The sequence below is a fragment of the Desulforhopalus sp. IMCC35007 genome (assembly GCF_005116575.1).
Taxonomy (GTDB): Bacteria; Desulfobacterota; Desulfobulbia; order Desulfobulbales; family Desulfocapsaceae; genus Desulforhopalus_A.
Map to the genome: position 1 here is coordinate 1 of NZ_SWCN01000037.1, position 18,663 is coordinate 18,663.

Annotated in this window: 16 protein-coding genes and 2 pseudogenes; 6 read left to right on the plus strand and 12 right to left on the minus strand. The window is 42.6% G+C overall.

From position 1 onward, the window contains the following. The first annotated feature begins 767 nt into the window (after window positions 1-767). From FCL48_RS22935 to FCL48_RS22945, 3 genes are all read left to right on the plus strand, one after another. The gene (locus FCL48_RS22935; protein ID WP_136876105.1) at window positions 768-1,400 is read left to right on the plus strand and encodes a hypothetical protein; all 633 of its coding nucleotides are present in this window, start codon (window positions 768-770) and stop codon (window positions 1,398-1,400) included. Window positions 1,401-2,022: 622 nt separating this feature from the next. Beyond that, window positions 2,023-2,328 (plus strand): DUF4258 domain-containing protein, encoded by a 306-nt coding sequence (locus FCL48_RS22940; protein ID WP_136876107.1) that lies wholly within the window; start codon window positions 2,023-2,025, stop codon window positions 2,326-2,328. 72 nt (window positions 2,329-2,400) lie between these two features. Continuing rightward, on the plus strand, window positions 2,401-2,925 hold the full coding sequence (locus FCL48_RS22945; RefSeq protein ID WP_136876109.1) for a type II TA system antitoxin MqsA family protein: 525 nt from the start codon (window positions 2,401-2,403) through the stop codon (window positions 2,923-2,925). A gap of 222 nt (window positions 2,926-3,147) precedes the next feature. Here FCL48_RS22945 and FCL48_RS22950 read toward each other — a convergent pair whose 3' ends face one another. The 3 genes from FCL48_RS22950 to FCL48_RS22960 all read right to left on the minus strand — a co-directional run bounded on the left by FCL48_RS22950 (window position 3,148) and on the right by FCL48_RS22960 (window position 5,367). Next, on the minus strand, window positions 3,148-3,714 hold the full coding sequence (locus FCL48_RS22950) for a hypothetical protein (RefSeq protein WP_136876111.1): 567 nt from the start codon (window positions 3,712-3,714) through the stop codon (window positions 3,148-3,150). Window positions 3,715-4,265: 551 nt separating this feature from the next. Next, on the minus strand, window positions 4,266-4,871 hold the full coding sequence (locus tag FCL48_RS22955; RefSeq protein WP_136876113.1) for a mobile mystery protein B: 606 nt from the start codon (window positions 4,869-4,871) through the stop codon (window positions 4,266-4,268). 7 nt (window positions 4,872-4,878) lie between these two features. Then, window positions 4,879-5,367, minus strand: coding sequence for a mobile mystery protein A (locus tag FCL48_RS22960; RefSeq protein ID WP_136876115.1), 489 nt, complete (start codon window positions 5,365-5,367; stop codon window positions 4,879-4,881). Between the two features lie 458 nt (window positions 5,368-5,825). Between FCL48_RS22960 and FCL48_RS22965 the strand changes: the two are divergent. Further along, window positions 5,826-6,365, plus strand: a pseudogene (locus FCL48_RS22965) (recombinase family protein); the annotation flags it as partial. A gap of 911 nt (window positions 6,366-7,276) precedes the next feature. Here the strand turns inward: FCL48_RS22965 and FCL48_RS25575 are convergent. The 3 genes and pseudogenes from FCL48_RS25575 to FCL48_RS22985 all read right to left on the minus strand — a co-directional run. Beyond that, a pseudogene (locus FCL48_RS25575) lies at window positions 7,277-7,672 on the minus strand (transposase); the annotation flags it as partial. A 150-nt stretch (window positions 7,673-7,822) separates the two neighbouring features. After that, window positions 7,823-8,458, minus strand: coding sequence for a bifunctional nicotinamidase/pyrazinamidase (gene pncA / locus FCL48_RS22980; protein WP_136876122.1), 636 nt, complete (start codon window positions 8,456-8,458; stop codon window positions 7,823-7,825). Window positions 8,459-8,469: 11 nt separating this feature from the next. After that, window positions 8,470-10,068, minus strand: coding sequence for a nicotinate phosphoribosyltransferase (locus FCL48_RS22985; RefSeq protein ID WP_136876124.1), 1,599 nt, complete (start codon window positions 10,066-10,068; stop codon window positions 8,470-8,472). 384 nt (window positions 10,069-10,452) lie between these two features. Between FCL48_RS22985 and metF the strand changes: the two genes are divergently transcribed. Continuing rightward, window positions 10,453-11,340 (plus strand): methylenetetrahydrofolate reductase [NAD(P)H], encoded by an 888-nt coding sequence (gene metF / locus FCL48_RS22990; protein ID WP_136876127.1) that lies wholly within the window; start codon window positions 10,453-10,455, stop codon window positions 11,338-11,340. Window positions 11,341-11,739: 399 nt separating this feature from the next. On the opposite strand, the gene FCL48_RS22995 is transcribed toward metF, so the two are convergent. From FCL48_RS22995 to FCL48_RS23005, 3 genes are all read right to left on the minus strand, one after another. Beyond that, on the minus strand, window positions 11,740-12,555 hold the full coding sequence (locus tag FCL48_RS22995) for an AraC family transcriptional regulator (RefSeq protein WP_169309344.1): 816 nt from the start codon (window positions 12,553-12,555) through the stop codon (window positions 11,740-11,742). Between the two features lie 516 nt (window positions 12,556-13,071). Continuing rightward, on the minus strand, window positions 13,072-13,404 hold the full coding sequence (locus FCL48_RS23000) for an FUSC family membrane protein (protein ID WP_169309345.1): 333 nt from the start codon (window positions 13,402-13,404) through the stop codon (window positions 13,072-13,074). 846 nt (window positions 13,405-14,250) lie between these two features. Next, window positions 14,251-14,814, minus strand: coding sequence for a TetR/AcrR family transcriptional regulator (locus tag FCL48_RS23005; RefSeq protein WP_136876133.1), 564 nt, complete (start codon window positions 14,812-14,814; stop codon window positions 14,251-14,253). A gap of 228 nt (window positions 14,815-15,042) precedes the next feature. On the opposite strand from FCL48_RS23005, the gene FCL48_RS23010 reads away from it, so the two are divergent. Beyond that, complete coding sequence (locus tag FCL48_RS23010; protein ID WP_136876135.1) at window positions 15,043-15,744, plus strand: Crp/Fnr family transcriptional regulator; 702 nt, start codon at window positions 15,043-15,045, stop codon at window positions 15,742-15,744. A gap of 294 nt (window positions 15,745-16,038) precedes the next feature. Here FCL48_RS23010 and FCL48_RS23015 read toward each other — a convergent pair whose 3' ends face one another. The 3 genes from FCL48_RS23015 to FCL48_RS23025 all read right to left on the minus strand — a co-directional run bounded on the left by FCL48_RS23015 (window position 16,039) and on the right by FCL48_RS23025 (window position 18,419). Further along, complete coding sequence (locus FCL48_RS23015; RefSeq protein ID WP_136876136.1) at window positions 16,039-16,260, minus strand: hypothetical protein; 222 nt, start codon at window positions 16,258-16,260, stop codon at window positions 16,039-16,041. 531 nt (window positions 16,261-16,791) lie between these two features. Then, window positions 16,792-17,667, minus strand: coding sequence for a ParB/RepB/Spo0J family partition protein (locus FCL48_RS23020; RefSeq protein WP_136876137.1), 876 nt, complete (start codon window positions 17,665-17,667; stop codon window positions 16,792-16,794). After that, the gene (locus FCL48_RS23025; protein ID WP_136876139.1) at window positions 17,661-18,419 is read right to left on the minus strand and encodes a ParA family protein; all 759 of its coding nucleotides are present in this window, start codon (window positions 18,417-18,419) and stop codon (window positions 17,661-17,663) included. Before FCL48_RS23025 ends, FCL48_RS23020 begins: the two co-directional genes overlap by 7 nt. Between the last annotated feature and the right edge of the window lie 244 nt (window positions 18,420-18,663).

Sequence of the window (18,663 nt, forward strand, 5' to 3'; positions counted from 1 at the left end):
AAAATTGGAGCAAGAGTCAGAGTAACGGTAAGAAAGGTCTGGGTATCCTTTGCAGAGGGGTATCCATATAAAGCTATATTCACCCAAGTGATGAACAATATACAGAAAATACCTGCCAATTCGTAGTCATGAAATAATATTAAGTGCGTAAATGAAGGGACAGGTGCGTCTTATATTCGACAATTTCGCTCGGTTTTGTCCTTTAATGCTACCCAGAACGACAAATATATGTTTCAGGGGCTCATTTTTCAAAATATGTGTCGTCCAAAAAAACAATTTTTACGCGATTTTTTGATTGTTGGCCTCCAATTGCCACTTGGTGAGAAATACGGGTTAGAAAAGAGTGGATGAGGTCCAAACTGATCACGTGTCACTTGCCTACCTGTTTCTGCGTAGAAGGCAAATCCTTCCAGGATTTGGAACAGGTATTGGGTATAGAGTGGCTTCAGTTTGAACTTCAACAGAGCCCAACGGATAGGCAACGGTAATTTCTTGATAAAATCTACCTCACCGGTAATTTGCAGGATGCATTTGTTTTCATCGACTGGACTGATTCTCCAGATAGCTTTGTTGGGCCGCTTACCATTTTCAGTGACTCTCAGGTCGTAACCTACTCCTTCTATCCACTGAGTGACTTACCGTCTTCTCTGAAAGGCCTGACGGTCTTACCTTGATGGGAGTTGTCCTTATTGTTGTCAGCAACCTTTTTTCACTTATGAGAAGCTATTAGCTAAAGACAACAAACACTGTTTCAGCGAGGTGATTATATGAAAAAAATTGTGTTTATTCACACGGTGCCAGACATAATTTCCAGGCTTAATAGAGAGTTGAAATTACGATTACCCGGGACCCGAATCGAAAACATAATGGATGACCAGCTCTCGACGATCTTGCAATACGATAGAGAGAAAGTTCTAGATCGACTAAACACTCTCGTCAGGCTGGCAGAAGATGGGTGCGAGTCGGGAGATGTGGAGTTTATCCTGACATGTACTGCATTATCAGATATTGCAGATGAGGCCCATCGCCCCTTACAAGTGCTTGATCAATATCTGCACAAGGCCCTGGCTGAGTTGGATTCATTCCTTCTGGTTGCTACTTCAGAAGGAGCTTTGTCGCCAACCACCAAAGGGATACAAAAATACAGTTCAGGCAAAGATATACGAAAAAGAGAAATCTATGTAAATGGAGCAAGAGAGGCGATAAAAAATGGGGATAAATCCCTTCATGACAGATTGATCACAACAGCAATCATCGGAGCGCTGGAAAAGGAGAGTTATGATGGTATTGCTTTGTGCCAGCCATCGATGTCGCATCTTAAAGATGAGCTTTCAAAAGATACTCAAATTGCAGTTCTCACCGGTATCGATACGTTTCTTGAGAATTTCAGAATCCGGTAAAGTCAGTGACATTTGAGAGCAAACAAGCAGGACTTTTTTTCATAGTTCCCGCAAGCCTCGGTATAGCGTTGATGGTAACTTGTGTAAAATGGGCAGGGAAAGAAATAAATATTTATGAAAAACTTTTTTTCAGCAATCTCATAGGAGTCACCGTTGCCATCTGGAGTATGAAACGGACGAAGCTTTCCCTGCTTCCCTCTTCAGAGAGGAGCCTGTTCTTTGTATTGCTCTGGGCCTGAAAGGGTTGTGTGGAAGTCTTTTCTTTTTTACGCCATCATCAATCTGACTCTGGCCGATGCGGTGATACTGAGTAATTTTCACCTTTCTGGGTAGTTTTTATTGCCTCCCTTTTCTTAAAAGAAAAGATTCTCAAAATGCAGTGGATTCCACTGACCGTCGCTTTGGTCGGCGCGGTACTGGTTATCACGCCGACTTTCAATGTAACCATTATTCCGGCACTATCCTGCCTGCTGTCCGCTATAATTTCAGGCACACCTATGTGTTGCCTGTATCTTGTAGGGATTTATTTCCAAAAGTACATGATGTGGTATGTCACAAACTTAATAAACCAGTGCGGCTTATTAGACTTGACTTTAAGTCAAGTTTTCATATATCTTAAGACATGCCATTTGACCCGACAGAACAACTCACCGAGAGCGAGGTAAAAGAGATGGTTCGAGACGCACTCGACCATGGAGGAGAACTTACCCTCAGTTATCATGCCAGGGAACGAATGGAAGAAAGAAACTACGGTTACCGTGATATCCGATACATTATTGAGCATGGACAAATGACCGAATCCGTATTTAACGAGAGAGCCAACAACTGGAAATACACTTTTAAAGGTCAAGACCTGGACGGAGATTCTGGGAAGGTTGTGCTGGCAATTATCACGGCAAACAACTGCATAATTATTACTGTAATATAAAAAGTAGAAGATTTATTCTTTCCATAATATTTTCAGGAGGCGATAGGAGTCACCAGACCCTATTGGAAAAACATGGAAAAATGCGCAATATGTGGTGGAGAAATGTCTGTCACTAAAGACAAACCATATAACTATCCCATGGGCGGACTACAGGTCATACTGCTCGGAATACCGCAGTACACCTGTAGCGAGTGTGGGGAAGAATTTACCACAATCCCAAACGCCGAAGCATTGCACAAAATGATAGGCCTTGAGATTTGCAAAAACAAAAAAGGATTACTCCTACCTGAAGAAATTATTTTCTTAAGAAAGGAGCTTTCTCTGAATGCTATCGGCCTTGCCGGTGTACTTGGAGTTGATCCATCCACACTGTCCAGATGGGAAAACGGTAAGAAGGCGATCGGGGAAGGATACGACAGAATGATCCGGATGTCTTACCTCACCTGCTTTGATGACCCTTGCCCCAAAGAGAAAAGATGTTATAAGCTGCTCTCTTTGTTTTCTGAGCTACCACAAAAAAGAAAACCGGTTAAAGACAAAACACCGATCCTTATCAACCCGCAGGAATGGTTAACACCAGCAATGGCCTGCTGCTAATTATTTTTATACTACAAGAAAAGTTAAAAAAGCCGATCCTCTTTTGAATCGGCTTTTTTATTGCTGAGAGGACCTTAAACCTCAAGTGGACGAAAAAGTACTATAAACATTTGCCACAAAAGCCGTTGGTTTGATTCAATGCTCCTGGGTACAATTCTTTGGGGCAATTCAAATAACCCCGAGATATGTCTCTCAAGGTTATCGTAAAGAACAGCGGGATAATTAAAACCAACCGAGTTCCCTTATAGCGTCGGCCAGCTCATGGTGCATGATGAAGTGGAAATCAGCCTTTTTATCCTGATTGATGCCCGTGCCGATAGCGCTAGCGTAGAATGGCTCGTTTCTTTTCTCGGCTTGTACAAACTCGAAATTTGTCTCCTCGCCTAATGCCCTTCCCAACTTGCCGTAATGGATATTGGCTCCCTCATACCCTTTGTATTCAACCTCGTCTGCCAATTGAGAGAAAGTGACAGTGCGATTGTGAGACTTAAAGTGGAATTCAAGCATCCTGAGTTGATTTGCGTTCATCTTGGGTTTGAGGACCTCAAGGGCTTTTTTGTACTGATCTTTTGTCGGGATAACGGTCATCTTTTCACCTTTGTTTTTTTGATAAAATCTGAATACTTTGGAATGATTGGTAGACACACCACGCTCGGTCAAGAAGTCTGCGATGTCGCGCCAGGAATAATCCTTATCTCGTAGCGCCACGATCGTTTTCACATGATCACTTAATGCTTCCTTGGGTGATGCTTCGATTGCGTCTTTGAGAATGTCTTTTGCTGACCTCATATTGTCCTCCTGTTGGAATTGTTCAATTTCGAACAAAATGCAACAAAAACAAACAACATGTTTGCCAATTAGCTAAGTGACAGAAGAAGTGGCAGTCTCAAATCTATTGACCAGCGACAATTATAATTCCTCCCGGGAGTTATAATTGTCGTTGAACATCTATTTTGGCACCTATAAGATTGATACTCTTTCTGCTACCCAATTTACGTAACAAATCAGGTTGGCCAAAAGTCAACATATTACTGCTGTATCTTAATTTGGGCATACCCAACATCCGTGAAACCAAGTGTAAAGTGAGTCTTGTGCCGTTTAATATTGCAACGAGAAATGATGTTGTCTGATTTTATCTGTAGGTGCAAGAGTTGGTTCTGTCGTGAGGACGGGTTACAGGCCGATGGGGGGTGATGATAACCGGTTTCAAAGCGAGGTGATTTATGAATCAGGAGCCGTTGTTTTGAATCATCCCGTTCTTGTCCTGGCCGGGGTCTCCACAATCAAAAGTGGACAAATTTGCGGTCAAGCGTGAATCTGGATTTTACTGTTTCAGATTTCTAATTGCCTCTACCTACAAGATAACTTATCAAGGGCTGATAATTATTCCGATCTGCCTGTCGCAATGAATCTATATATTCCCTTCGCTCCTCATTTTGTCGATCTATATTTCCTGTTGCCCAAATTACTGGTTCCAGGCCAAGACCTTTTTCTCTAAGACAGTTCGTAAATATACGGGAGTGCCGTCCATTGCCATTGGGAAAAGGATGTATTTTGACAAGTTGGTGATGAATTCTTGCTGAAAGCTCCAGCAATCCATAGTGTTCAAATTCAATCCAGCACTTTATATCTTCAAACAGGTTGTGAAGATTCACCCGGATCTGATTTGGAGCACAACCAATATTTTTCTCTGTAGTACGAAAATCACCAGCCCAGCCCCAAACCCTACTGAACATTTTTTCATGCAAAGCTCTTGCAAAATCAAGAGATAATATCTCTTCTGATGATAAAGTTGGCTGACTTGACAACCATACCAAACAATCCGCAACATTGGCATTTTCAAGAGCATTTAACTCATCACGGGTTTCAATATGGCTATAAATCAAGCCCTCGATTTCATCTGGATCTAACGGAGTAGCCCCTTCTGGTTCTGTGAAAATAGGCATAACAACTTTATCCCCACAGGGATTTACCTCCCTCTCGCTTAATTTCATTTGCCAGAAATCTTATCTGTTCTTCCTGGGCTTCATTACTTATATGCTGTGACTCAAGACACATGTTTTGATGAGTCTTCTGGATTATTTCAGTCGCTTTTTTTCGGGCTTGATCATCTATAAATTGCTCCGGATCTTTCCTAGAGACAACACAGTATACTAATTCAGCGTCTAAGCCTTCCGCCAGTTCCTTCAACTGATTTATGGTGATATCTCCACTTGCTTCCTTTCTTTCAAGTATGGATATTTTATTGCGCGTATAACCCATTTTTTTGGCAAACTGAGCCCCAGACATTCCCAATGCCTGACGGATTGTTCGAATCCAGCCATCCTTTGGTGATTTTGGTACAATAACATTACGTGCTGATTTTACTTTCTTCATTAACTGCTGCAGGACGACATGCCTTGTAGAGTCAATACGATTTGATTTTGTTCTCTTGCTAAACATACGACACCTCAATGTATTTAGATATCAATACGATCACACCAGAAGTGTATCATTATTTTGATACGCTGTAAAGATGTGTGTCTTATTATTTAGATACATGAAAGTGGATCTTGTATCAACATTTAGATATTCGGAGTTATGCTAATGCTCGCAGTAGAACAAGATTTAAGAAGGTTCAATCGTAATATGGATCATGTCTATATCACGATATCTGGCATGAATAAAGATTATAGCGTACTGGTGTTTATCATTGCGGTCGTACAGCTAAGAAGATTCAGACCATAAACAATGTTCTAGGGCCAACGAGCCCATTTGAACAGAAGGGTACCGTACCGTACGGTATCGAACTTTTTGACAAGGCCATAGCCGTAGTTTCTTGAATCAATAGCCACAAAAGCCGTAGTCTTAATTCAACACCCCTGGGTAAGCACAAGGAAATGAGACCAACTTAATTGTCGTATAAAGATTTGTCGTCTGGTCGGAAAGATGACCGGCCAGGGTTGCGAGAATGCCTAAAAGCCCTTCAACCTGGAAACACACTTGTTGTTTGGAAACTTGATCGACTGGGCCGAGATATGAAGCACCTGATTAACACTGTCCAGGATTTGGGTAATCAAGATATTGGCTTGAAAGTTCTGGCCGGAGCCGGAGCCCAAATTGATACAACGACTGCAAATGGTCGATTAATTTTTGGTATCTTTGCAGCCTTGGCCGAATTCGAAAGTGAACTGATAAAAGAACGTACTAAGGCGGGACTTGCTGCTGCAAGAGCAAGAGGGCGAATGGGAGGTCGGCCAAGAAAAATGACAACCGAGACTTTGAAAATGGCAATGGCTGCTATGGCCGATCCTAAATCAAATGCTTCGAATGTTGCTAAAACTTTAGGTATCACGACGACCACACTATACGACTATGTCAATGGAGATGGTTCAGTGAAAGAAAAAGGGCAGCGCTTGTTAGACAAGAACACCAATGATGTGATTTCACTTATTGAATAATTTTCCCCTCCTTACACATTATATACCTCAATGAAGAGAGATCAGGCTTTGGCAGTGATGGCTCAGAAACAGAAAGTGTAGCACACCAGGGAAAACGAGAATGTGGTCTACAAAATGTAGGTAAAACTCTATTTATTGATAGCTTTTCTCATTTATAGAGTCAAATAATGTGAGAACGAATGACGGATAGAATCACTTAATGTGAGCAGACTTCCGGATACGGTCAATTAATGTGAGCACGTTTTGATTTATACGGTCACTTAATGTGAGAATGAAAAAACGGATAAGTGCGAGAATTGGAATTTATGAGTGCGAGCAACTACAGCTAACAATGGGAATGAGGCTATATCTCCGCCGCAGTGAGCAGTAATGATGATTGGCCATGAAAGTTATGCCGGTAGCTACTCATGGAAAAAATGTAAAAATACGGTAAAAGAGAGAACCAGCTACAAACATGTTTTACCTATTTATCAGGGTAGGATTGCAGGAGCAAACTAGCCGAAGAACAATTCAAAGAGAGTGATAATATCCCCTACAATAGCCATTTCGAATGGTCTTAATATTCCACCAACGCTTCAGGTATAGGCTAACCCTGTAAGCTGTCACTCTCAAGGCACTAGAACACGGTTTCGGTTTCGACCTCTATTTTCAAAGCACCAAAGACCGTTAGTCACGACAAGTATACACTGCTGACGATGGAATAAATTTAATACTCCACAGTTTTAGCCCTGAAAACAAAAAAACCCGCTCCCCCGAAGGAAAGCGGCTGATAGTCAAGGGGGGTGGACCAGGGCTTAGCCCTGGCCTGTCCCTATACGTTTTCTATGGCAAGTTTTCCCATTTCCTGAGTCAAAACCCAAAGGGCCTGATTCAGTTTGAGATTCTTATCAAGAGCCTTAACCGGCCTGGTTGTGACCCTTCTGCTTCTCCCATTGGAACCGATTCTTGATCCACGTAAACCACCATTGATTATGGCTTGAGGTTTTCCCTCTCCGTACTTTGTCAACATGCACCGAAGCTTTACCTGTGTAATCATGACCTCGGTACCCGCGATCCACAAAAACATGTTCTGGGCTTTTTGTCAGCTTGGTCACTTGTTCTAAAGTCTCCTCCAGAGTGTGCCCATCGTATGGATTGTTGTGGAAGGCAAGAGCACCAACAAACCAGCCTCCACGACTCGTCGTTGCCACACTGACTTTGGTCCCAAATTCATATCGCTTATGAGCCTTTCCTTTACTGATACAATCAACATCAGGTTCGTGCACACTGTACACCTTGTTTTTATCTTCTCGTTGTTGCTTGTGGATTTTTATCGATGTGCGAGGAAAGCCGATAGATCCCCGTCATCATAAGTTTTGATCCAGCTTGAACGACATTACCAGACTAAGCCTCGGGCCCGTTGAACAGCACTCAACTCCTTAGCTCAAACTTGATCCCAACTCTACAGCTAGAGTGGTTCACACCTCTGCAACACAGACAACACCTTTTCCAGCCAATTCTCCTACAACCGCAGTCTCTGCAGATGGATCAACTGGGCGGGTTCCCTGGAGCAGGACACGGGTCTTAAAGCCGAGAGATACCGCATCAATTGCTGTCGCCTTAACGCAATAATCAAAAGCGAGACCGACAACATCGACACCATTTATCCCACGTTCCACCAGCATGCTCTGAAGTCCCGTATCATGGAGACGAGCATTGTCAAAAAAAGCTGAATAGGAATCAACACCTCTGTGCTGACCTTTTTTGACTGTGAGAACTGGCCGCCCGGCCGCCTGAATTGTTTCCACCGCTTTTTCAATATCAAGGGACAGTCGTGCACCTTTCGTCTTCTCCACACAGTGGTCGGGCCACAACATTTGTGGCAGTCCGGAAAGCTCACCAAGCTGAAAAGGCTCTGCTCCATTATGAGATGAGGCAAAAGAACCATGCCCTGGGGGATGCCAGTCCTGGGTCACCACAATCAGGTCATAATTCTTTCCTGTCTGTAAGAGTTCTACAACAAATGGTAGGATAGTATTTCCCTCCGGTACGGCCAACGCACCGCCGGGAAGAAAATCATTTTGAATATCAACAACAAGGAGTGCTCGTTTCATGTTTTGCCGTCTTATTGAGAGGATTCACCATTTTTGAAACCATTGTTCTCGGCAGCTGCCAATTGATTTTTAATTCTTTCAAACTCATGGTCCCGCATCTTTTGCCGTCGCTCAAAGAGGGTCTGGGATAAACCGGCAGCATAGGCGTGGGGATTATCAAACCGGAATATTGTCGGATCAAAGGCCGCTAAACTCTCCTGGGTCCGTTGGCGCATCTCGGCTAAGGTTTCATTGGAAGACACTCGCACTCCATTTTCAAAAAGTGGCTGTAAAAGATGGGTGACCCTCATCCCTTTTGTCGGAATGGCTTTTCTCTTCCATGAATCTTCTGGTGAAATGATTGTAACAACCTTTTCATCCGCCATTCCCGGCGGAGACTCACTGAGGATGTCATAAATCACATCACCTGCACAGTGGGAGTTCAACCACAACCTCGCCACTTCCAGGCTACCCGGAATGCTGGTTTTGGCCGGCTGCTCTGAAATCTTCATCCGCGAAATCATCTCCCCTTCTGCATTTTCAACCGCAGCCAGTTTGTACACCCCATTCAAAGCCGGTTCATCGAATGCCGTAATCAGTTTTGTACCCACACCCCAGATATCAATAGGAGCCCCCTGGGTCTTCAAACTTTTGATAAGTCTCTCGTCCAGATCGTTTGAGGCAACGATCTTGGTGCTTTCAAAACCACTTGCGTCAAGGAGGTTGCGGGCCTGGGTGGAGAGGTAGGCAAGATCCCCCGAATCCAACCGTATCCCCATCAGGTCGGCTCCATTTTTTCGCAGCTTTATTCCAACATCTATGGCCTTTTTAACGCCTTCCAAAGTATCATAGGTATCCACCAAAAGCACCGAATTATGGGGGAAAACATCCGCATAGGTGTCAAACGCATCTTCTTCACTATCAAAGGCCATCACCCAGCTATGCGCATGAGTTCCACGCACTGGGATCCCGTAACGTGATCCAGCTAGAACGTTCGAAGTAGCATTGGCTCCACCTATATAGGCAGCCCGGCTTCCTGATAAACCGCCGTCCAACCCATGTGCGCGGCGCAGGCCAAACTCCAAGACTTCATCATTTCCAGCAGCCAGACGAATGCGAGAAGTTTTCGTCGCTATAAGGGTTTGATAGTTGACGATTGCCAGCAGAGCCGTTTCTATGAGTTGCCCATCCAAAAGCGGTGCCCGAACCCGAACAATCGGTTCGTGGGCAAAAAGAATAGTCCCTTCTGGTACCGCATCGATTGAGCCCCTGAATCTCCACTTCGCTAAATAATCCAAAAAAGCTTCATCAAAGAAGGGTTTTCCATTTTTGCCTGTCACTGTGCGGAGGAAATTAAGATCCTCTCTGTTAAACTGCAGTGCTTCCAGCCAATCAGCAAAAGGCCCGATACCGGCAACCACTGTATACCGCCCTTTAAAGGGGGCGGTACGATAAAACATGTGAAATACACTCGTCCTATCCTCCATACCCGCCTTTAAATAACCGTGTGCCATAGTTAATTGGTAAAGATCGGTTGACAAAGCAAGGGATGTTCCTGGAAATACGGGCAAAGTGGGAGCAGCACTTTTAGACTCAAGCTGTCCTTCCCCGTAGGGTTGATTTGTTTTCATGTTTTATATTTCTCTAAAATCGTCAATTAAAGATTCTCACTATAAATATTTTTCAGTGGTAAAAAATATTTTGCAAAATGGGTGGACTAGGGCTACCAGTGCAATGCACTATAATAAGGTGATTCAATTTATCAACCAAGTTGTATAGCTTCTTGAGAGACAATCCAAGACTTACCCTGACCAACAAGGCAACGGTCTGACTGGTAGTACTTGTCAGCGTCAATACATGACCAACCGGAATAGTCATCTCAAAGAGCTTAAAACTGTGATAAAAAATGATTATGATATGGCAACGTTGGTAAATTATCTTCTGCGGTAAGCGACATAATTCGATTGTCGAATGTGAACTTTTTCGCAGTTATTTTTTGTACAAGGAGAACCCCAGTGCATATTTCGGAAATATTTAATCGCAATCCGATTGCGTATAGTTACGAGCTCTTTCCCCCAAAAAGTAAAGAGGCAGCGGAACAACTTTTCGCAACCATCAGCGATCTTTCACCGCTTGAGTTGGCCTACGTAAGTGTCACCTATGGTGCGGGCGGTTCAACCCGTAATCTGACGCATGATCTGGTTGTGCGAATTCAGGAAGAAACCGACCTACCTGTGGTTTCACACTTGACCTGTGTGGGGTCAACCCGTGATGAAATCAAGTCAATACTAGATACCTACTCAGCCAGCGGAATTGACAATATTCTTGCATTACGGGGAGATCCTCCTCAAGGTCAAGGGCCCTTCGAGCCCGTTGACGGGGGTTTTAGGTATGCAGCCGAGTTAGTAGAATTTATCCGCAAACACCAGCCTCAAATGGGTATCGGCGTGGCCGGGTTTCCGGAAGGACATCCTGAAACTCCTAACCGACTCCATGAGATTGACCACCTGAAAGCTAAGGTTGATGCTGGAGCTGACTATATCTGTACCCAACTCTTTTTTGATAACAACGAATTTTACGATTTCTGTGAACGATGCGAACTGGCTGGTATTCGTGTACCTATCGTGGCGGGTATTGCACCAATAACCTCGGTGAAGCTGCTCAAACGGATGGCTGAAGTTTCTGCCGGCACCCGTTTTCCGGCACGTTTAATAAAGGCGATGCAACGGGCAGAAAATGAAGAACACCAGGCCAAGGTGGGCATCCATTGGGCCACTGAACAGGTCCGTGATCTCATCGACCATAATACCAAGGGCATTCATCTGTACACCCTTAACAAATCCAATGCCACGCGTCAGATATACGATTCATTGGGAGTGACGACCACACGCGGTCTGGTCTAAATCGTCCTGTTTTACCCAACGATTCTTTGCCACCCGACATCTGGTTGTGTGGCAAAGAACCGTGTTTCCCTAGAACCTTAATCCTAAGGATTAGCTATTTTTAATAACGAACGCCCTTCTCTTCAAAAAGCTATACACTTCATAATGGAATTTTGACATTCCGCACAAAAAAGAGGCTTAAAGGATTGTTCAGCATATTAGAATATTTTGCCATCCAAACTTTCAACACCGTACATTTCAGGTCTTCTATAAATTACTCATCCCCATTTTCTATTGCCTGGTTGCTTTGATAAGGGCGACATATCCGCTCTTTTGTCTATCCTTCTGCCATATCAAGTAGTCGAGGTCCGTATGAAGCCAAAAAACATATCTGATTGAGGGTTGATACTGCCAAAAGGCTTAGGACAACTTTTGAGAACCATACAGGCCGGGTGTCAATCCGTATCGTTTCTTAAAAGATCTTGAGAGATGGCTTTGATCGGAAAAGCCAGCAAGAAATGCTGCTTCAGCTATACCCTGCCCACTATCTATATATTCCCGCGCCCTTTCGAGGCGCAGCTGCACAAGATAAGCATGTGGCGACATTCCCACCTGATTTCGAAATAGTCGAATCAAATGATATGAAGTGCACTGGGCAATTTCTGCTAAATTGTTCAAAGAAAGATTTTCGCTACATCCGGCTCGCATGAATTCAACGATAGTATTAATCCTGTCACTTGAATTATCCAAACTTCTACGATAAATCACTTCTCCAAATTGCAAATTCTTCATTTGCAAAAAGAGAGAAATGCTCAACTCCTCAAGAAGTAATTGGTCTTCGTTATTGAGTATCCCTTCATGTAGAAGAATCGCCAATTGCCAACATTTACGGTTTTCAATAACAGACGTCGGTAATGTAAGTTTACCTTTCACTTCACCCGTGAACAATTTCTCCAAATACAAGAAGAATTCTTCTCCCAGATAGAGACTTCGCAAATGCCGCCTGGCCGAACTCCACGGTCTGTTTGAATGAACAATTCCTGGCTCAATTATGCTTACACTGCCTGGCTGCAGAATATTCGTACAACCCTTCAGGCTATATTGCTCGCCTCCTTCGGAATTAAGCCACAGGACATGGCCATTATGAATATGCCCGGCAAAGGCAAAGCTATTTTTACAGGAAAGTGCCTCGACACCCGGATACAATGGAGATTTATATTGAAGTGGTATGCTCATGCGGACAATTATATACTGATTTGACAAAACGCAATCACGCCAGGAGAAATTTCGATCGTTGAATTTAAAGTAAAGTTCATAGCAGCATTGAAATTTCTCATACAATGATTGAGGTGCTGTGCCAAGATGAAACCTAAATTTGTGCATGACACAATCTTCTTTTTAAGCTTTTTCTCGAGGAGAAAAAGAGAACTCGGCAAAGGGAGGCTTTGGCCAAACCTTTACCGGCCATTAAATTGTATGCACACAAAATGAAAATGGTTACAAAAACAACAGAGACAGAATAGCTACGGAGCTGCCAGACAAAAAAGCTTGTAGGAATATTCCATTCCCCCTTGGTAATGCTAAAGAACTCAGGAGCTTATTACCTTCAGTGCAATCACCATAACTGTTGATTACTTCTTTGCAGCCGTCCAATGCACTAACCACCTGTACATTTAACAAGGCAAGCTGATTACGAATTTCTCCCTGCATGGTTTTTCACTCGGAAATAGCCTGGCTTTGACCGCAAGGTATTTAGAGAGGCAACAAAGCCGTGGGCCAGATGTTCATCCAGTGCACGCCAGGATGGCTGCAGAGTAAAAAAAAGCGAAAACATTCTCCCAGACCACCTCTGAGTACAAAGACAATGGTGGAGACAAAAAGACCAATCCCCGGCAGAAGCGGACATGGACATAACAGTTCAACCGACAGACTGGACAGCGCAAAACTAAAGACTTTAAGGGTCAGCGACTTAATCCGCCCCCTTGGGCGGTCATCTATCTCAAAAAGAGCTCCAGCCAACGCCCCTAGGGCAATTGTTATAGCGAAAAACGATTTCCCCAACAATACAAGTGGTACTACAAGCACACCTATGACCATTGTACCCTTGATTGCCCGAATCCGTTCAGAAGTAGCCTGGAAATAATGCCAGAGCGTATCTTTTCATGCAGATATCTGTTGTTTGAAAAAAATAATCATTCGATCAGCGGTATGTGTCATCCGCCCTTACAATCATTCATTATTTCAAACTCCGCCCACTCCTCGAGCTTAAGGGCATCAGCTGCTCTTTGCAGGCATTTTGCAGGACCATCTGACAAATTATGCTCAAATCTACAGAGAAACTTCTTATTAACTTGAACGCGGAAAGTACTCGTCCCTTGGTTATCGCCACTCTCGTATCTGATTGTTATCATTTTCATCACCATTTTCGCTCACCGCTATTCCTTACCGGATTCAGAAAAAATTCTGAAATACGAATCTAGGTCTAGAATGGGGTTGCCTTGTTGGTCAGTATCGATGAAACTAATTCATTATTAACAAGGAAAGGAAGGAACCTTAACAGTTGCAGATCACTGAACAATTGTTTCTTGTTTTGAGACGGTCATGGACCAATTCCGAACATACATTGACTCGTCGAACAAATAGAATTAGCTAAAAACACTACAACTATTTTCTAGCAAAATTTATTCCAGACAATGAGATTAGATATTATCCCTAGAAATTCAACTCATTGGAAAACAAGTAAGAAAAGAAGAAAAGGTTCAAGGAAATAAAAAATGGGCCTAATAGCTACAAAGATGAAAGAATACTACCAATATGAGATCCAGCAAAAAAAGTGATGCTCCGCCTCGCAAAGGACCACATTTATACTTATCAAACAGCTCCGAGCAGCCCCTTCCACCTGAATCAAACAGGAACATAAGATTGCTTCTTCTACTCCCAGGGGAGCCAGGGCAATCCCTCTCTTAACCCTTCTCGTATACGCCTTTCTGAACCTTTCTGGTAGCCATAAACTCGTGTGCCAAACATATGCAACATCAAACTGGCTGCACGTCGCTGGCTCACCTGTTTATTACACTCTTTCTTCAGATAACTCTCTAAAAGTTCTTCCACTTCACCAAGCTTAGAGGAAGCAAACTCATACAGATCATTGCCTTCAGCGGCTAACTCAAGGCGAGTTTTGATAAGGAAGCAACTACAATAATTTTCTTTGGTCGATTCCTCAACAATCCCCTCTAAAATTCTTACAATCCCCTCCCCAACCGAGGGTGCCTCATCCAGGACTCTGTGCATTTGGGCCATACGCTTGCGGGCATAACTTTCCAACGCTTCCCTGAACAGGGCCTCTTTATTACCAAAGGCAAGATAGATTGATCCGGGTTTAAGGCCAGTTTTTTGTACCACCTGCTTCATTGACGTTGCACTGAAACCATTTTGCCAGAACAGGTCAATGGACTTTTCTATAACCTCTTTTCTATCAAACTGGGCTCTTGTCATTCTCTTACCTCGTACTCTTGTATTCTTATTCTGGATTACTCGAGGAAATTATACAGCATTATCTTGAATAGTCATTCAAATATTTATTGACAAGTGTTTTTTCAGGTTCTATCCTTGAATGAATGATCAAGAGCACATCTTTCATACTGGTGAGAAAAATCATCTCAGGGCTTCGACCTGAACCGTTAGTCACTGGATACTCAATGATCCCGCAGGAGGAAAACTGCCATGGGTTGTCTTTGTCAAGAAATCGCTGGCCCTGATATCGAACTGTCTCCGATCTGTCTCGGACACTTGTGGATGTTTAAAAACCTTCCAGAAGCGGAAGTAGCTGAATTAACGAAAGAGGCAGCACGAAAAAAGCTGAAAAAGGGAGAGACGCTTTTCATGCAGTCTAATCCTGCCGATGAGTTGTTTCTCATCAAGGGCGGGCGTATTAAACTTGTGAAAGTTTTTGAAGATGGTAGTGAACTCACCCTGGATATTCGCAAAGATGGTGATTTTCTCGGTGAAAATAGTTTGTCAGTTCAAGGCAAGTACCCGGTAAGCGCTATTTGTCTCGAAGAGACACTCACCTGCGGGTTTGACAGGACTCAGTTTGAACAACTTGTTCTTAAATATCCTAATATAGGGCTACAGGTTATAAGGAATTTAAGTGACAGGGTGAACTGGCTCACCAGTCAGGTAGGAAGCCTGGCGGTAACCAATATTGAAGAACGACTCCACAGGGTGCTCTGTAATGTGGCCAAAGAGCATGGTGCAACCAGCGCACAGGGAGTTGTAATTCAATTTCCTTTAACCCATGAGGATTTAGGCTTTTTAACAGGAGCTCATCGGGTCAGTATCACCAGGGCAATGACCGCTCTAAAAAATGCCGGAAAAATTATTTTAGAAGATAAAAGACTCATCCTGACATCCTTTAGTTTATAGTACCCCAGCTCTACTTCCCTGTCATTGTATTATACTATTTTACATTTTAACATTTGGCAGTTTGATTGGCTTACCCCCTGATGCTGAAAACTCCACCACCCACAACCTCCCTGACAATAGAGAAAATCCAGTTCACTTGACTAAAATCTACTTTTCATGGAATTGCCCAACTCAGCTCTATGTCGGCTATTGCACTTGCTTTTTCTTCGCTACAAGAAGCCGGTAAGAGTGACGCCACAGCAGACAAAAAATACTTCAAAGTTTTTCAATCTTCCCCCAGATTAACACTAAAAATCAATTTGATGTATCAATGAATTTTGGGAAAAGCCCAAATACAATAAAGGCAAGCCCAACAATAATCACAAAGATACCTGAAATAGAATATTCACTGCTCCAAAAGATAAAACTGTCCTGCATTTGTGTTAACTGATATCCGGCATTGATCACAAGTAGTCCAATGCCAATCCTGCACCCCCCAAGTCCCCATTTAAGTAAAAAATGGAGTAATTCTTTCATGACTCCCTCCAAAATTACTCAATCCTATTCATTGCTGATTATTATAAGCATTAGAGCGTCAATTAGCTTTCAATATGGCCCCATCTCAGAATTAACGCATCAACAAATTTATGTGTGTTTTTGTCAAAACGCTCTTTAAGTTATATCTACAGAGAAAATATCGGAATTTTTCCTATGAAACTTCCAATACAAAACGACCGTAAAGTGAGTAAAAATGAAGAAACTCTTCTTGAAAGACACACTAACTAAGACCAACATCTATGACATACTTTGTGGAATAAGCTGCGGCCAAAATAAAAATGGTACCAATGAAACGGCAAAAACACTTGAGAGTATCAGGTTTAGCTGCCAACACATTCTTTAAAACAAAAATAACAACCAAAGAAGAGATATAAGGAGAAAGGAACTTTTTAGCTCAAAGGGTTAGAATGATACGTTAATAATCTCTAGATTTTTCCCGGAAGATACCTGGCAACCCATCCATGGACTATACAATTCCAACTCATAGGTGTGGTTATTTGAGAAAAGACATTATTCATCCGCCAATACAGATGCAATGAGCTTCTGTAGAGTTGTTAATTCCTGCCATAATGTTTCTTTATCATCAGGACTGAGCTCTACTCTATCTATCTTAGGGATAAGACGCTTCACTTCATGGATTTTTGCGATAACTCTTTTGTCCATCGGGGTAAAGGTTCTGACAGGTTTGGGTCGTGTGAGTTGCCTTATTTTAGCGACGGTGAGATTTTCATTTTTAACCTTGTTATAGAGATAAATCATCTCTTTTGGATCTTTTCTTTTCGCAATTTCTAAGAGAACGTTTTTCGGGGTGTCGGACGTCCGACACTCCTCTTTTAATGACTCCGGCAGCTTGTTGAGCGTGAGTATCTCGTTGATTGTTGTTCTGGCTTTTCCCACAACAGCACTCAACTGATGTTGAGTGTACCCATGGGTTTCCATTATTCTGGCATAGGCATAGGCCTCTTCAATAGGTTTTAAATCATCCCGCTGGATATTTTCGATAAGGGCTATTTCAGCAGGATCCCCAGAGGAAAAAATTACAGGCATTACATCTATTTTTGCAATCATCGCCGCTCGATAACGGCGTTCCCCGGCGATTATCAAAAAGTCACTCGCAATGTCATCTCTATCGTTTTTCCTGACGATGATAGGCTGTAAGACGCCTTTGTTGCTGATCGAGGCAGCAAGTTCATCTAACTTTGTCGCATCAAAATTCTTCCTAGGTTGATCAGGATCTGGCTCTATGAATTTGAGTGGAACTTTGTATAAATTACCCTCCACATACTGCTCAAAAATAGAGATTTCAGGCGAAATATCATTTCCCTCGAGGGTTTTAGAAGCTAACTTCGTTGTTTTCCCGACTATTTTTTTTTTGAAATCTACCATATTGATAATAGTTCTTGAGTTAACTTATTGTAGTCTTCAGTCCCTGGACTTTTTTCATCATAAACCATTATGGGCTGCTCAGCTATTTGTGCCTGCTTGATTCCTGTAATCTTTCTAATCTTTGTCGACAATACAATTTCAGAAAATTCGGCCAACTGTTCATCAACCCAGTCATTGATCCCTTTTTCTCGGGAATCAAAGATGGTTACAAGTATTCTAAGATAATCTCTAATATTTGCATCAGAACCCATTATACCTCTTATGGTATCTATCAGATCAGCAAAGCCTTCCAAAGAATATCGCCCGGTATCGGTCGGAACTAAAATAAAATTGCAGGCGTAAAGAGCGTTAATTTCTAAAATACCAAGAGAAGGGTGACAGTCTATGACGACAAAGTCATAATTATCTGTTTCCTTTAATAAGGCATTGTGTAACCTCATTTCTCTGAAATGCTCATTGAAAAGGGTGTTAGTTGCTTTGCTCAGATGAATATTTGCCGCAATAATATCTAGGTTCTCAGTTGGTGTCTTACACACCACCTCTCTGATATCTCTTCCATTTATTAGAATGTCCTGGACAAAGTATTCACAATGATCAGCCATTCCCATTCCAATTGTCGAGTGGGCCTGTGGGTCGAGGTCTATGAGCAAAACTCTGAAACCTGCCAAAGCAAGACCACAAGAAAGATTCGTAGATGTTGTTGTTTTTCCAACACCACCTTTTTGGTTTATGACAGAAATGATTTTTTTCATATTCCCAACTGAGGTTGAGGATGATTATGGAAATTAATATTATGTTCAAAGAGAACAAAAACGCCAAATCTTAAAGATCTGCAACATTAACATAATCATATGAAGAAGCACAACAGATTAAGATCGAGGGTGTCGGACGTCCGACACCCTCGATGGGCGAGATCCTCTGTATTGTCAAATGGGATTTCCAGTAGCCACAAGGCAAGAATATATTATTGTGGGCCTGGTGGTAAGTTCTGCCTGG